10 protein-coding genes and 1 tRNA gene are annotated in these 14,403 nt (G+C 64.3%); 8 read left to right on the top strand and 3 right to left on the bottom strand.

What is annotated here, in order from left to right; genetic code table 11:
* The first annotated feature begins 43 nt into the window (after positions 1-43).
* The 4 genes from KA354_00155 to KA354_00170 all read left to right on the top strand — a co-directional run bounded on the left by KA354_00155 (position 44) and on the right by KA354_00170 (position 6,042).
* The gene (locus KA354_00155) at positions 44-2,395 is read left to right on the top strand and encodes a response regulator (protein ID MBP7933029.1); all 2,352 of its coding nucleotides are present in this window, start codon (positions 44-46) and stop codon (positions 2,393-2,395) included.
* 163 nt (positions 2,396-2,558) lie between these two features.
* Complete coding sequence (locus KA354_00160) at positions 2,559-3,929, top strand: uroporphyrinogen decarboxylase (GenBank protein ID MBP7933030.1); 1,371 nt, start codon at positions 2,559-2,561, stop codon at positions 3,927-3,929.
* Positions 3,926-4,816: a GTP-binding protein gene (locus KA354_00165; GenBank protein MBP7933031.1), complete on the top strand. Its 891-nt coding sequence runs from the start codon at positions 3,926-3,928 to the stop codon at positions 4,814-4,816. Before KA354_00160 ends, KA354_00165 begins: the two co-directional genes overlap by 4 nt.
* A gap of 95 nt (positions 4,817-4,911) precedes the next feature.
* Positions 4,912-6,042 carry a hypothetical protein gene (locus KA354_00170; protein ID MBP7933032.1) on the top strand — a complete coding sequence of 377 codons (1,131 nt, stop codon included), beginning with the start codon at positions 4,912-4,914 and terminating at the stop codon, positions 6,040-6,042.
* An 81-nt stretch (positions 6,043-6,123) separates the two neighbouring features.
* Here the strand turns inward: KA354_00170 and KA354_00175 are convergent, their stop codons facing one another.
* The 3 genes from KA354_00175 to KA354_00185 form a co-directional block, all read right to left on the bottom strand.
* A complete protein-coding gene (locus tag KA354_00175) occupies positions 6,124-7,431 on the bottom strand; it encodes a cellulase family glycosylhydrolase (protein ID MBP7933033.1) in 1,308 nt (435 codons plus the stop codon).
* Between the two features lie 345 nt (positions 7,432-7,776).
* Positions 7,777-8,118 carry a HEAT repeat domain-containing protein gene (locus KA354_00180; GenBank protein MBP7933034.1) on the bottom strand — a complete coding sequence of 114 codons (342 nt, stop codon included), beginning with the start codon at positions 8,116-8,118 and terminating at the stop codon, positions 7,777-7,779.
* 69 nt (positions 8,119-8,187) lie between these two features.
* Positions 8,188-9,198 carry an HD domain-containing protein gene (locus KA354_00185; protein ID MBP7933035.1) on the bottom strand — a complete coding sequence of 337 codons (1,011 nt, stop codon included), beginning with the start codon at positions 9,196-9,198 and terminating at the stop codon, positions 8,188-8,190.
* Between the two features lie 155 nt (positions 9,199-9,353).
* Between KA354_00185 and proS the strand changes: the two genes are divergently transcribed.
* From proS to KA354_00205, 4 genes are all read left to right on the top strand, one after another.
* Positions 9,354-11,120 (top strand): proline--tRNA ligase, encoded by a 1,767-nt coding sequence (proS, locus tag KA354_00190; GenBank protein MBP7933036.1) that lies wholly within the window; start codon positions 9,354-9,356, stop codon positions 11,118-11,120.
* Positions 11,121-11,194: 74 nt separating this feature from the next.
* Positions 11,195-13,030 carry a DUF4838 domain-containing protein gene (locus KA354_00195; GenBank protein MBP7933037.1) on the top strand — a complete coding sequence of 612 codons (1,836 nt, stop codon included), beginning with the start codon at positions 11,195-11,197 and terminating at the stop codon, positions 13,028-13,030.
* 5 nt (positions 13,031-13,035) lie between these two features.
* Positions 13,036-13,881: a carbon-nitrogen hydrolase family protein gene (locus KA354_00200; protein MBP7933038.1), complete on the top strand. Its 846-nt coding sequence runs from the start codon at positions 13,036-13,038 to the stop codon at positions 13,879-13,881.
* Between the two features lie 278 nt (positions 13,882-14,159).
* Positions 14,160-14,231 (top strand) — tRNA-Asn (locus KA354_00205).
* Positions 14,232-14,403: the final 172 nt, after the last annotated feature.

A 14,403-nucleotide genomic window follows, 5' to 3' on the forward strand; every position in this document is an offset into this window, starting at 1 on the left:
TCGGGATCCGCCTCAAGCCCATGTCTCTCGCAGGGAGCCATCGGTGGGTGAGCGCAAACGCATTCTGACCTTCGTCTTGATCATGGCCGCCGTCGCCGCCCTGGCGATCGGGGCGACGCTCGCTCTGCTGCACAGCACCTCGTTCGAGCGGCACCGCGTCCGGTTGTCCGAGGTGGCCTGCAACACGGCCCGGATCGTGGAGATGGCCGCTCGATATCATGAGGCGGTCAGACCGAATGCCAGCGGCGAGGATGCCGCCGCCATCGCCCTGAGCGCGCTTCGGGGCGGCGCTTCTCGTTCACTCGGGCTGGGCGAGAGCGGCGAAATCCGCCTGGCTCGCCAGAGCGACGGGACCATCCTTGCCCTTTGGCCCAAACTCTCCCCGGACACGATCACCCGGTCAGGTCCACCCGGGTTGAGCTTGTCCGAGCCGATGCGGCTGGCCTTGAAGGGCCGATCGGGAACCCTGGTCGGTCTGGACGGTCGAGGCGTGCGGGTGCTGGCGGCCCATGAACCGGTTGCGGGCCTGGGCTGGAGCGTAATCGCCCAGATCGATCTGTCGGAGATTCGGGCGCCTTTCGTGAAAGCCGGTCTGTACCTGCTCGTCCTGACCCTGGTCATGATCGCCATCTGTACCAAGTTCCTCATGCTCTTCGCGGATTCGCTCGTCCGTAGGTTGCGAGCGAGCGAAGTGCGGACTCAGGCGATCGTGGAGATAGCCGACGACGGGATCGTGATCGCCGACGCGGGCGGGGTCATCCTCTCGTGGAACTCGGCCGCGGAGCGGATCTTCGGCTACTCCGCCGCGGAGACGGTGGGGCACAGCCTCGTGGACCTGATCGTGCCGGAGCGGTATCGCGAGACCAAGGGTGCGGCCATGCGCCGCTTTGCCAGGGACGGACAAGGCCGAGCCCTTGGAACGACACTGGAGCTCACCGCCTTGCACAAGAGCGGGGCGGAGTTTCCCATCGAATTGACCCTGTCCGCTTTCCGGGACGCCAGCGGTTTCATGGCCCTGGCCATGGTGCGGGACATCACCCAGCGCAAGCTGACCGAACTCCGCGAGCGGGAGCAGGCCGCCCAGCTGGCCGCCAAGAACGAGGCGCTCGAGGCCCAGAGGCAGCAGTTGCGTGCCCAACACGATGAACTGCTAGCGGTCAACGCCGCCCTGGTGCAGGCCAGGAACACGGCCGAGGCGGCCAGCCGGGCCAAGAGCGAGTTCTTGGCCAATATGAGCCACGAGATCCGGACCCCGATGACGGCGATCCTGGGCTTCGCCGAGAACCTCCTGCTCCCGGACCTGCCGCCCCAGGAAGCTCGTTCCGCCGCCGAGACCATCCGCCGCAACGGCGAGCATCTGCTGGCAATCATCAACGACATTCTGGACTTGTCCAAGATCGAGGCCGGCAAGCTGGAAATCGAGCGGATCGCCTGCTCGCCCCGCCAGATTCTCAGCGAGGTGGCCACGCTGTTCCGAGGTGCTGCCGAGGCGAAGCAGCTGAACCTGAAGATCGAATCGCTTGGCCCGATTCCCGACAAGATCCGCTGCGACCCCACCCGGTTGCGCCAGATTCTGCAAAACATGGTCGGCAATGCCGTCAAGTTCACTGCCTCGGGCAGTGTCGGCGTGCTGGTCTCAGAGGGTGAGACTGCCGCCGGGGCTCGCTTCCTGCAGTTTGATGTGATCGACACCGGCGTGGGCATGACCGAAGAGCAGAGCCGGCGGCTGTTCGAGCCATTCATGCAAGCTGACAGTTCTACGACTCGGCAGTTTGGCGGCACCGGTCTGGGCCTGACCCTCACCCGGCACCTCGCGGAGCTGCTCGGTGGGACGGCTGAACTGGTCCGCTCGGCGCCTGGCCAGGGTTCGCATTTTCGGTTCACTGTGGCCGCGGTGACCGCCGACGAGGAGACCGCTGCCGCGGGGACGGTCACTTGGCCGGAGGGTTGCCTGACCGAGCCGTTACCCGCCGATTCACCGCGGATCGAGGCCCGCGTGCTCCTGGCCGAGGACGGCCCCGACAACCAGCGGCTCATCTCCTTCATGCTGCACCGCATGGGCGTCGAGGTGACCGTGGCGAACGACGGTCGCAAGGCGGTCAACGAGGTACTCGCGAGCATGGAGATGGGACAGCCCTACGACGCGGTGCTCATGGACGTCCAGATGCCGACCTGCGACGGTTACGAGGCGACACGGCTGCTCCGAGCGGCCGGCTATGAGAAGCCGATCATCGCCTTGACCGCCCAGGCCATGGCCGGAGACCGGCAGAAGTGCATTGCCGCGGGATGTGACGACTATATCAGCAAGCCGATCCATCGGGTCCGCCTGTCCGAGGTGCTGCAGCACCTGCTCAACGATCAGGTCTCCAGGGCCGGGCGGGCGGACGACCGCTGATCCACGAGATCAACTGCCCGGCAGCATCCCACGTTGTTCTCTCCCGATCCTGTTCCGACGATCGCCGGAGTTTCAGTGTTCCGATCGCTGGCTATGGGCACGGCTGCCCGGCGGGATTACAATCTGCTACCCTGATGATCGAGGCCGACGGAGGAACAGCGGCATGAACGGAAGAGAGCTTCTGTTGAAGGCGTTGGCCAACGAGTCCACCCCGCGCTCGGCCTGGGTGCCATTTGTCGGCGTCCACGGAGCGAAGATGCTGGGCTTGTCCGCCGAGCAATACCTTCGTTCCAGCGGGAGCATCGTAGCCGCCCTGCTCAAGGCCAAGGACCTTTACCAACCTGACGGTCTGCCGATCGTTTTCGATCTCCAGCTCGAGGCCGAGATTCTCGGCTGCCAGATGCACTGGGGCGAGGAGACACCTCCGTCGGTGAGTTCCCACCCGCTGAATGATCGCAGCATCGCCGACCTGCCCTCCTTCGATGTCATCAAGGGCCGGTTTCCGGTGGTGCTGGACGCCCTGCGCGAGGCCAAGCGGCGGATCGGCGGCGAGGTCGCGCTCTACGGCCTGATCACCGGTCCGTTCACCATGGCTCTGCACCTCATGGGCACGAATGTCTTCCTGCAGATGTTCAACAGCCCTGAGGCCGTCCATGAAGTTCTCCGCTTCAGTACGCAGGTCGCCAAGACCTCCGCGGATGCCTACATCGAGAACGGAGCGGATGTCGTCGCGGTGGTCGATCCGATGACCAGCCAGATCTCGCCCGCCCACTTCCGCGAGTTCGTGGCCGCCTATGCCAATGACATCTTCGATCACATCCGCTCGCGCGGGGCCTTGTCCTCGCTGTTCGTCTGCGGCAATGCGACGCGCAACCTGGAGAACATGTGCCAAACCCGCTGTGACAACGTCTCGGTGGACGAGAACATCTCCCTGGAGTCACTGCGCGACCTGGCCGGCAAGCACAACAAGTCCTTTGGCGGCAATCTCAAGCTGACCACGGTGCTGCTGCTGGGCAGCGAGGACGACGCCCGGCGCGACGCCCTTCGCTGCCTGGACATCGGCGGCACCAAGGGCTACGTGCTCGCGCCCGGTTGCGACCTGCCTTTCGCCACGCCGGAGGCCAACCTGGAGGCGGTTGCCTCGCTCGTCCACGATGAGTACCAGCGGGAGGTCGCCCGGGCCAAGGTCAAGAACATGGCCGAGATGACCTTCGAGGACGTGCTGCTACCCAACTACGGCGAGGAGGACAAGGTCTTCGTCGACGTGGTCACGCTGGACTCGGCATCGTGCGCCCCCTGCCAGTACATGGTTGATGCGGTATTCAAGGCCACCAGACCGATGGGTGACAGGGTCGTCATCCGCGAGCACAAGATCACTACCCGCACCGGCCTAGGACACATGGCCAAGCTGGGCGTCGGCCAGATTCCGACGATCTGCATCGACGGCGAGGTCATGTTCCCCTCCATCATTCCTGACGTGAAGACCCTGACCGAGGCCATCGAGGAACGGATCAAGGCCAAGGGCAAGACATGATCCCGCTCGCCCTGATCACCGGTTTCCTGGGCAGCGGCAAGACCACCCTGCTGCGCCGCGTCATCGAGCGACATCGTGGCCGGCGGCTGGCCTACCTGGTCAACGAGTTCTCCTCGCTCGATGTGGATGGGCGCGTGTTGGCAACGGAGGGCGAGCGGGTTGTCTGTCTGCCGGGCGGGTCGATCTTCTGCAAGTGTCTGGTGACCTCCTTCATTCGGCAGTTGCGGGAGATCTCCGAGTGGCACGATCGGCCGGACCAGCTGCTTGAAGGCCTGATCGTTGAGGCCAGTGGCATTGCCGATCCCAGGGTCGTCGGCCAGATGCTGGGTGAAACCCGCCTCGATCAGCTCTACCGGCTGACGTCGGTGATCAGCATCGTCGATCCAGGCAGCTTCCTGGCCCTTCGTGAGACGCTGCCCAACATCGCCGCTCAGATCGAAGCCAGCCACCTAGCGATCGTCAACAAGGTCGATCTGTTCAGCGAGGCGGCCTTGGCCGAGGTAGAAGCCGCCGTCCGCGAGATCCAACCGGCGATCGAGATTATCCGATCCACCTTCTGCTCGATCGACCTGGATCCGTTCGCGCCGCGAGCGGCCCGTCCTATCCACGGTGAATACGCTCCCTGCGCCGACCCGCACTATGCGAAAGTGGTATGGAAGGGCGAACGGCCGGTCGACGTCGATCAACTGGTGGCTCGGATCCGCGAGGCGGGAGCGGACATTTACCGAGCCAAGGGTTTTGTTTATACCGGAGATGAGACGCTGTATATTGACGTCTCCGCCGCGGAGACAACCACCCGAGCCGCGACGGGAGGCGCGAGCCGTACGGAACTCGCCCTGATCGTCAGGCCGGGTAGGGAGGAGAGCGTCCGCTCCCTGCTGAGCTGAGGATTACAGCGAGATCATTACCGAGCGGTCTTCCTGTCCGGCCGGACGCTGATTGCCAAACGCTGACCGCTCACACAACAACCAAGGATCCCTGAATGAAGCCAATCTACCGCAAGACACTTGTTGAGCTGTTGACCGTACCCACCGCCCCACTGTGCGAGGAGTACGTCGTCGGCTACATCCGCCGCTGGGCGAACCGGCGGCCGGGCATCGAGTTCAAGCAGGACGAATACGGCAACATCCGGCTGCGGGTCAAGCGAGGATTGAGGCCGGCCGCCGCTCCCATGCTGTTCTCCGCACACATGGACCATCCGGGCTTCGAGGCGGAGAAGATGATCGACCCACGACAACTGAAGGCTGTCTGGCGCGGCTGGGTAGCTCCCGAGTACTTCAAAGGGGCCGGGGTGCGATTCTTCAGCGACGGCCGGTGGGTGCGAGGCACGATCAAGTCCACGAAAACCGGTGTGGTTCGCGGTCGGTTGCGCGTGACGTCGGTCGTGGCTGACGTCAAGGCCCCGGTGGAACCGGGGTCGATCGGCATGTGGGATCTGCCGGACCCGCTGGTTCGCGGTACGCGGATCTTCGCTCGCGGGTGCGACGATGTGGGCGGCGTGGCGGCGATTCTGTGCGCCCTCGATGAGCTCGCCCGTGGTCGCGGGCCGGTGGAGGCTTACGCCCTACTGACCCGGGCTGAGGAAGTTGGCTGGGCGGGCGCGATCGCGGCGTGCAAGTCCGGCATCATCCCCCGCCGCACGCGGATCATTGCGGTCGAAACCAGCTCCGAGATCCCCGGCGTGCAAATGGGCAACGGGCCGATCCTGCGGGTGGGCGACTCCCTCGCGATCTTCCCAAACCCGCTTTGTGCCCATACTGCCCGGGTGGCCAAGGAACTGGCCAAGCGCCGGGGCGGCTTCAAATGGCAACGCAAGCTCATGGACGCCGGCAGCACGGAAAGCCTCGCTTACCTCGAGTACGGCCACGAGGCGATCGGCATGTGCCTGGCGTTGGGCAACTACCACAACATGGATCGGGAGCGAAAGCGGATCGGCGCCGAACACATCGATCTGAACGACTTCGAGGGCCTGGTGCGGTGGTTTGTCGCCCTGGCCAAAGACCGGCGCCCAAGCCTGGATCACGATCCGGCCGTCCGCCGGGTGATCGCCAAGCAGGACCGGACCTGGAGTTCCAAGCTGAAGAGAACCCGGGGGCGGATCGGCGGGCGGTAGAGTGCCGGAGGTAGCGATCGGCGTTCAGCGATCAGCAATCAGCTTCCCGATTCTATTGATGACGAAACCGCGCCGCAGGCGTTACGGCTGGAACTCCCGGGCGAGAACGCGCCAGATGGGGTTGTCCTTGCGTGGCGGGGCGGGATGTTCGCCGCGTTCGATCGCCTGCCAGTACGAATACGGCCGCTTGCCCGGCCCGAGTTCGTAGTCCAGGCCGTCCCATTCGTCCTCGCGGAACGCGTAGAACGCCCAGTGCCAGCCGAACCCGTTGGCGGACTTGATCACGTCGGACAGGTACTGCTCAACGCCAGGGACGCGCCGATCACAGCCGAATTCGCTGAGGATGATCCGATGGGCGGGCACGCCGTTACGCCGGGCCCAAGCATCAACCTGCGCGAGTTCACGCTGCACCACTTCGGGGCCGGGGTACGGGATCTTGCCGCCGTTGATCTGGAAGGTTGTGTAGTTCCACGGCTCGTAGCAGTGCACCGCGTAGAGCGTGCGTTGATCGGCGACCGGGCGCAGGAAATCGATGTGGGCCGGGGCCGCAAAGTCGCCGCCGTCGAGCAGGATCGGGGTATCGGGATCGACGGCGCGCACGGCCAGGATCAGGCTCGCGTACAGTGTGTTGACGTCGGCGGCCGTCCCGGCGACCCGCTTCTCGAACGCCTCGCGGGCGGCACGGTCCGCCAGATCGACCTTCATCGCCCGGGCCGGGGCCGGCTCGTTGACCAGGTTGTACGCGACAACCGCCGGATGCCCACGCAGTGCCGAAGCGAGTTCCTTCCAGAATGCGGCCGCCTGGCGATGGTACTTGAAGTCGGTCCAGAGCCGAGCGTCGAAGCGTCCGTCATTCTGCTGCTGCCAGCGCATACCGGGCAGCGACAGCGGGACGACGACGATCTTGACGTCCTCGGCCGCCGCCCAATCGAGCACCTCACGCAGTCTCTGCGGATCGGCCGGTGGAATCCCCTTGAAGTCGTCGGCGTTACCGAGCAGGAAGTCGCGGCCGGCGCCCTTCCACTTGCTCCAGGTGAGCCGCACGACGCGGATTCCCGCGGCCCGTGCGGCCGCGAAGTACGCGCGGTCGCAGTCCCGATTGAAGCAGTTGGCCCCCTTCCGCTGCTGGTCCCAATAGGGCAGCTTGCCGGTTTGCGGCGCAAGCGGCGCGGGCTGGGTCGATGCGTAGCCGAGCAACCAGACCGTCCACACAGTGGCAACGAGTAATCGCACCATGATCGGTCCACACCTCCGAGCACCAAGGGCCATCCGGCGAAGCAGAGCCACGATGACCGCCCTGACGGCCGTCAGGCAACGATAGCTCCGACACAGAACCAGCTCAAGTATGCCGCTCTCTTCCTTGTGCCCGTTGCGCATTCTCGCGGCCAATTCCTCATCCTCCTCTTCACCCCAGCGTCCCTCTGTGTCCCCTGCGGTTCAAATTCGGTCTTCACCGCGGAGCAATGCAAGTAAGGACCCGGTTGATTTCGTGGAAGGTGAAACCCTTACAGGGTTTTGGAGGTGTATCAGCGTATACCAACCCGGGGTGCGCTGCGCGACCCCGGGCTGTGGTCTGGAACCGCGTTGCGGTTCGGTTCGGTTGCCGCACCGGTTGACGATTCCCGGCTCAGCACACGTCTTTGGCTCGCCCATGGCAACAGGGACCGGGACGCCACCTCGAGCAAGGGAACACACGCGATGAGCAGAGGGCTTTGAACAAGAGCCTCCCGCTGCTCACCTGCCTTTCCCAGCATCAAACAAGGCTCTGCGAGCTTCCTTAGTGTTCAGAAGCTGGAGACCGCAGGCAGCCCAACCCTGAAGAATCTCATCCTCACTATGCAGGCACTCAATCAACAACGGCAGTGCATCGGTCTTCTTTTTTGCGTGATCAATCAACTCCAGAAGCCAGTACCGATGCCCCGAATCAGCCTTGCGCCGAAAGGCATGCATCAGCTCGGCGACGTACTCCGCCGCCCGCGACGATAGCCACTGAAAGCCTTCCTCCTTAACGGATCCACTGCGATGGCGCATCATGCGCAGGCACGCCTCAAAGCCAGGAAAGCGCTTCTTCGTCACGTCGACGCTCCCTTCCCCCGTGCAGGGGACACGGCTGCGAGCGAAGAGCAGTGAATGACCGCCCGCCGCTCACTTGCCCCGTATTCCCATCACGTCCTTCTTAAATACCTTCGTACCGAGGCTCTGGACGTACTGCGTCCAGTCGCTGGCCGGGTCGGGGTCGGCGGCGATCTTGGCCAGGAACATGTGCAGCTTGGCGTCGAGGTTGTCCAGGTAGTGGATGGCGATGGCCTCGGGGGTGGCGGGGAGCTTGGGGCTGCCGAAATCGTACTGGCCATGGTGCGAGAGGATCAGGTGCTCGAGGACGTTCTTGACGTCGGCGGGGAACGGCTGGCCGGTCTCGGCCTCGACCTGCTTGACCTTCTCCTCGATCCAGATCACCGCCATGGTGATGTGCCCGACGAGCTGTCCCTCGTTGGTGTACTTGAAGCTGAGGTTGTAGGTCAGCTCCGCGGTCTTGCCAATGTCGTGCAGGAAGAGGCCGGCCAAGACCAGGTCGAGGCTGACCTCCGGGTAGCGGGGCACGACCAGCAGGGCCAGTTCGAGCAGGTTGCGGGTGTGTTCGAGCAGGCCGCCGATATAGGCGTGGTGCATGGCCATGGCGGCCGGGGCCTTTTGAAATGCCTCCATCAGCTTCTCATCGGTCACGAAGGCCTTGATCAGGTTGAGCAGGTTGCGGTCCTTGATATGGCGGAGGATCGCCTTGACCCGCTCGAACATGGCCGGGATGTCCTCCTTGGTCTGGGGGATGAAGTCGCTCAGATCGATCGCCGCCGGGTCGGCCGGCTGCATGGCGTCCACGATGAACTGCAGCGAGCCCTTGTAGTTTTCCACCCGGCCCTTGAATCGGACGAATCCGCCCTCGGGCATCTTCTCGTACATGGCCTCGGTGGCCTGCCAGACTCGTCCGAGCAACTGCCCGGTCCGGTCGGTCAGCACACAGTGGATATACAGCGAGCCGTTGTTGGTGGTACGCAGGTCCTTGGCGGCGATCAGGAAGACCTGGTCCTCGACGATTTCGCCGGGGGCCATCTGGTCAATGAAGCGACGCGATTTGGTGCTGAGGGATGCTTTGCTCATGCTCGCCAGGATACAGCTCGGCATTGTCTGCCGCAACGCCGGAGAAATGAGCAGGAGGAAGGGTGTTCGGACGGTTGGAGTTCGTCGGGCGTCATTTGCCGGCGCTTGCGATGGAATCATGCCTGCGATTACAACATACACCCGGCGAGGTGACCATGCGCTGGACACGCTTCCTCATTCCGACCACGAAGGAGACGCCGGCCGAGGCGGTGGCCATATCGCATCAGTTGGCTCTGCGGGCCGGGCTGATTCGATCGGCCGCACCGGGAGCGTTCACGTACCTGCCGCTCGGCTGGCGGGTGCTCCGTCAGATTGAAGCCATCGCCCGTGAGGGGCTCACCGCCGCGGGAGCGATTGAGCTGCACCCCGCTCTGCTGCAGGCATCCCGGCCATGGGAACAAAGCGGTCGAGCGGCGGCGTTCGGGGATGCGCTGATGCGCGTCCGGGGCAGTGGCTGGCAGGATGAGGTCGTGCTCGGCGCCGCCTACGACGAGGCCGTTGCCGAGATCGCCAAGGTCCATCTCAACAGCTACAAGCAGCTGTCCTGCACGCTGTTTCGCGTGGGCACCCGCCTGCGAAATGAGAGCCGCACCGGTGGTGGCCTGCTGCACATCCGCGAGTTCCACACGCTGGATGCGTACTCGTTCGACGCCGACCAAGCCGGGCTCGACGCGACCTATGCGGGCATGCTGGAACGAGTTGGCGGCATTGTGCGGCGATGCGGCGTGCCTTACGTCGTGGCCGATGGCGAGCCGGGCGCTGATGGCCGCCCGATGTCCCATCGCTTCATGGTGCCGGCCGAGGCGGGTGACGATCTGATCGCGGTGAGCGAGGACGGAACCTACGCCGCGGATCCGGCCTGCGCCCGGCGGGCGGTTGCCCCTCTGCCGACTGAGACAACGGAAGGCGCTTCGAGCCCGCTGACCGAGGTTCCCACGCCGGGCTGCTCCAGCATTGATGATGTGGCCGCTCTCCTGGAGGTTCCGTCTTCGAAGCTGGTCAAGACGCTCGTGTACGCCCTTGCCGACGTCCAGACCGGCAAGCGGAAGGGCTACGTTGTCGCCTGCGTTCGCGGCGACCATGAAGCCAGCGAGGCCAAGCTACGATCATTGCTGGGCGTCAGCGACCTGACCATGGCCGACGCGGAGGAAGCCCGCCGCAGCGGTTTCGAGATCGGCTTCGTCGGACCACACATCGCCAACCGCGTGGAGTGCATCCTGGCCATCGATCCCGACGCCAGGGCGGTCATCGACGGTGTGGCCGGCGCGAACCGCTTCGACCACCACGTCACCGGCTTCCGCTGGCCACGCGATGTCGCCTCCGAACGGCTGGCCGAGGCGATCGTGGCGGACATCCGGGCTATTGTGCCGGGCGACGCCGCTCCCAACGGCTCGCCGCTGGCCATCCGGCGAGCATTCGAAGTTGCCCGCGTGGTCAAGCTCGGTACGCGCCTCACGCAGCCGTTGGAGGCGACGTTCCTCGACGCATCGGGCAAGGCACGCCCGTTCGTTTGCGGCCGCTACAGCCTCGGCCTGGACCGCCTTCTTGCGGCCATCATCGAGTCTCACTACGATCAGGACGGCATCCGGTTCCCGGTCGGCGTTGCTCCGTTTGATGTGCTTATCGTGGCCCTGGACGTCCGCGACGAGCATGTGCTCGCAACGGCCACCAGACTGTACGACGAACTGGCCCGGCACGGCCTCGATGTCCTGCTCGACGATCGCGACGCCCGCCCGGGTTTCAAGTTCAAAGACGCCGACCTGGTCGGCATCCCGGTGCGGTTGACCGTGGCGGCGAGGGCTCTGGCCGAGGGCAAGGTGGAATTGAAGATGCGTGGCGGCCAACTCGAGAAGCTGGACCTCGATGCGGCCGTCCAGGAAGTCGCGAACCGGCTGGGTTTGACCCGGGCCTCTGGCCTGTGAATCTTCAACGTGGCACCGGCGTTCCGCCTGTGCGTGTCGAATGCAAGGGTCCCCGCAAGACAGGAGGTGCTCCCATGCGTAACCGGCAGAAATGGCTTTGGATCGTCACAGGCGTCGGCCTGTCCGTTCCCTGGGGGGTAGCTGCCGAACAGAGCTTGAAAGGGGTCAACCTGGCCGGCATGGATGGCTGGGACATCGTGTTGGCCGAGGACGCCACTCCCAGCGAACAGTATGCGGCCGAGGAGCTTCAGGCCTTCATGGCCCAGTGTGGCCGCAAGCTCCCGATCGTCAAGGACGCCAGCCGACCCGACGCGCACGTTTTCGTGGGGGCAGGCAAGGCGATGCAGGCGGCCAAGGTCGGGTTCAGCGTGGAGGGTTACGGCCCCGAGGATCTTCGGATTGTCATCCGCGACAACAACATCGCCATCGCCGGCGGACGACCGCGCGGCACGCTATACGGCGTGTACGTCTTCCTGGAGGACTATGTGGGCGTGCGTTTCCTGACCGCCGACCACACGTACACCCCGCCGATTGGCGAGTGGCGGGTCGTCGGTCCGGTGGACCGCTTCTATCACCCCGAGCTGCGCTTCCGCTGGAGTTACTATGGCGAGACCAATAGCAACCCGGTCTTCGCCGCCCGGCGCCGCTGCAATACCACCACGGAGGATGCGAAACTCGGCGGCAAGACTGGCTTTGGGCTGATCTCCCACTCGTTCGGCGCCCAGATTCCCTCCGCCAAGTACGGCAAGGAGCACCCTGAGTACTTCGCCATGATCGACGGCAAGCGGCTCGTTCCGGCCTCCGGCAATGACTGGGCCGAGACCGAGCCCTGCCTGACCAACCCCGAAGTTCTCAAGATCGTCACTGCAGCGGTCCTGGCGGAACTCAAGGCCAATCCCAAGCGCGAGAACATCTCCGTCTCGCAGAACGACAATGACAAGTACTGCCGCTGCCCCGGCTGCAAGGCCATTGACGACCGCGAGGGCACACCGATGGGCTCGCTGTTGACGTTCGTCAACGCCGTGGCCGACGAGGTTGCCAAGCAGTATCCGAACGTCAAGGTTGGCACGCTGAGCTACTGGTACACCCGCAAGCCGCCCAAGACGATCAAGCCCCGCCCCAACGTGCAGATCCAGCTCTGCAGCATCGAGTGCTGTGTCATGCACCCCATCACCGACCCGAAGTGCCCCAAGAACGCCGAGTTCTGCCAGGACATGGACAACTGGGGCAAGATCTGCCCGGACATCTCCGTCTGGAACTACAACACCAACTTCAGCAACTACCTGCTGCCCTGCCCGAACCTTCGGGTCATAGAGCCCAACATCCGCTATTTCGTCGGCCACTCGGCCAAGGGCATCTTCATGCAGGCCGGCGGAGACGCCCGCGGCGCCGAGATCTCCGATCTCCGCAACTATCTCATGAGCGGCCTGCTCTGGGATCCCAACAGAAGTGGCCAACAGCTCGTCAACGAGTTCCTCGACCTGCATTACGGGAAGGCGGCCGAACCGATTCGCGGATTCCTCGCTCTGACCCACAACAACGCCGCGGCCAAGAACCTGCACCGCAACTGCTTCGGCCAGGCCAAGGATTACGGCATCGACGAGGCCATCGCCCAGGCCGGCCTGGAGGCCTTCGCCGCGGCCATCAAGCTGGCCGACGACGACACCATCCGAGCCCGCGTCGAGAAAGCCTCGATCTGCGCCTGGCGGGCGGCTATCGAGCCTTGCTGGTACGCGTCCGAAGGGAAGCTCGACACCGCGCTGGCCGAACGCATGAGGCCGATGGTCAAGACCCTGTTCGAGCTGTGCGCCAAGCACGGGGTAACCATGACCAATGAAGGGCGACCCGTCGGCGACACGCTCAAGCATCTCAAGAAGGTCTTTGGAATCCCCGAGTCGGGTAGCTTCTAGGGCCGATGAACGACCGCATGTGCTTCAAGTTAGCCATGGGCCAGATGCTGGTGGAGGGCGGAAGGCCTGAGGCGAACCTCGATCGGGCCGAGGGGATGATCGCCCAGGCCGGTCGACAGGATTGTGCGTTTATCGTGCTGCCCGAGTGCCTGGACCTGGGATGGACCCATCCGACGGCCCGCACACTGGCCGAGCCGATCCCTGGCCCGCGTGCGGACCGGATTGCCTCGGCCGCCCGTCGAGCCGGTGTGCACGTCGTTGCCGGCCTGACCGAACGGAACGGTGACCGCGTCTACAACGCCGCTATTCTGATTTCGCCCCAAGGCACGATCCTGGCCAAGCACCGGAAGATCAACGAGTTGACGATCGGACACGACCTCTACGCGACCGGCGACATTCTATCCGTTGTCGAGACCAGTTGCGGCGTTGTCGGCATCGATATCTGTGCGGACAACTTCGCCGACTCCCTGGTCTTCGGCCACGCCCTGGCCCGCATGGGCGCCCAGGTGATCCTCTCGCCCAGCGCTTGGGCCGTGCCCGCCGACCATGACGAAACGAGCCAGCCGTGTACCATGCTGTGGATCGACTCGTATTCCACTTTGACCCGGCTCTATGACCTCACCGTGGTCGGGGTAAGCAATGTCGGATGGATCACCGGTGGACCCTGGCGTGGCCGCCAGTGCATCGGCTACAGTCTGGCCATGGGCCCCGGCGGCCGGATCATCGCCCGCGGGCCCTACGGCCACGATGCTCAGGCCCTGGTTGTCGCTGAGATCGAGCTCCAACCACCGATCGGCCGTGGCACGGAAGTGGCCGCCGTGCTCAAGGCCCGAGGCTACAGCGGCCCGTGAACCCGAGCTTCCCCCCGCCGCCGTGCCCCGCCGATCCCGACCTTGGGCTGAAGGGTCTTGGCACAGGTTCGCCGTGCAGGATAGTCAGTGATTCTGTAATCCGGGTCGTTTCAGTGGTTGTCCCGGTTAGCCGATTACTGCCTTACCGGAACGACTGCTGGCGACCCGTTCTCGGGCGGTGGCCGAGGGTTGACGGTTCGAATGGTTCTGCTAGACTGGAGTTACTTGGCGTGATGGCCAGGATGGATGTGTGTCCAGCGAGCTTTCTGGCGTCCGATTCCCCGATAGCTCAATGGTAGAGCACCCGGCTGTTAACCGGGTTGTTGTAGGTTCGAGTCCTACTCGGGGAGATCCTAAATCCTTATTCTCACGTCAGTTGCATGTTCTTGTTGTAGCACCCGAGATGCACTTCAGGCCCTCTTCTCACCTGCCAAAACAGTAGATACCGTTTTGCGCGGGCTGCAGATCGGGCCATCCTCCCTCCTTCAAAGCGTTGTTCTGAAATGCTTTGCGCGCAAGAAG

Source organism: Phycisphaerae bacterium (genome assembly GCA_018003015.1).
GTDB lineage: Bacteria > Planctomycetota > Phycisphaerae > UBA1845 > PWPN01 > JAGNEZ01.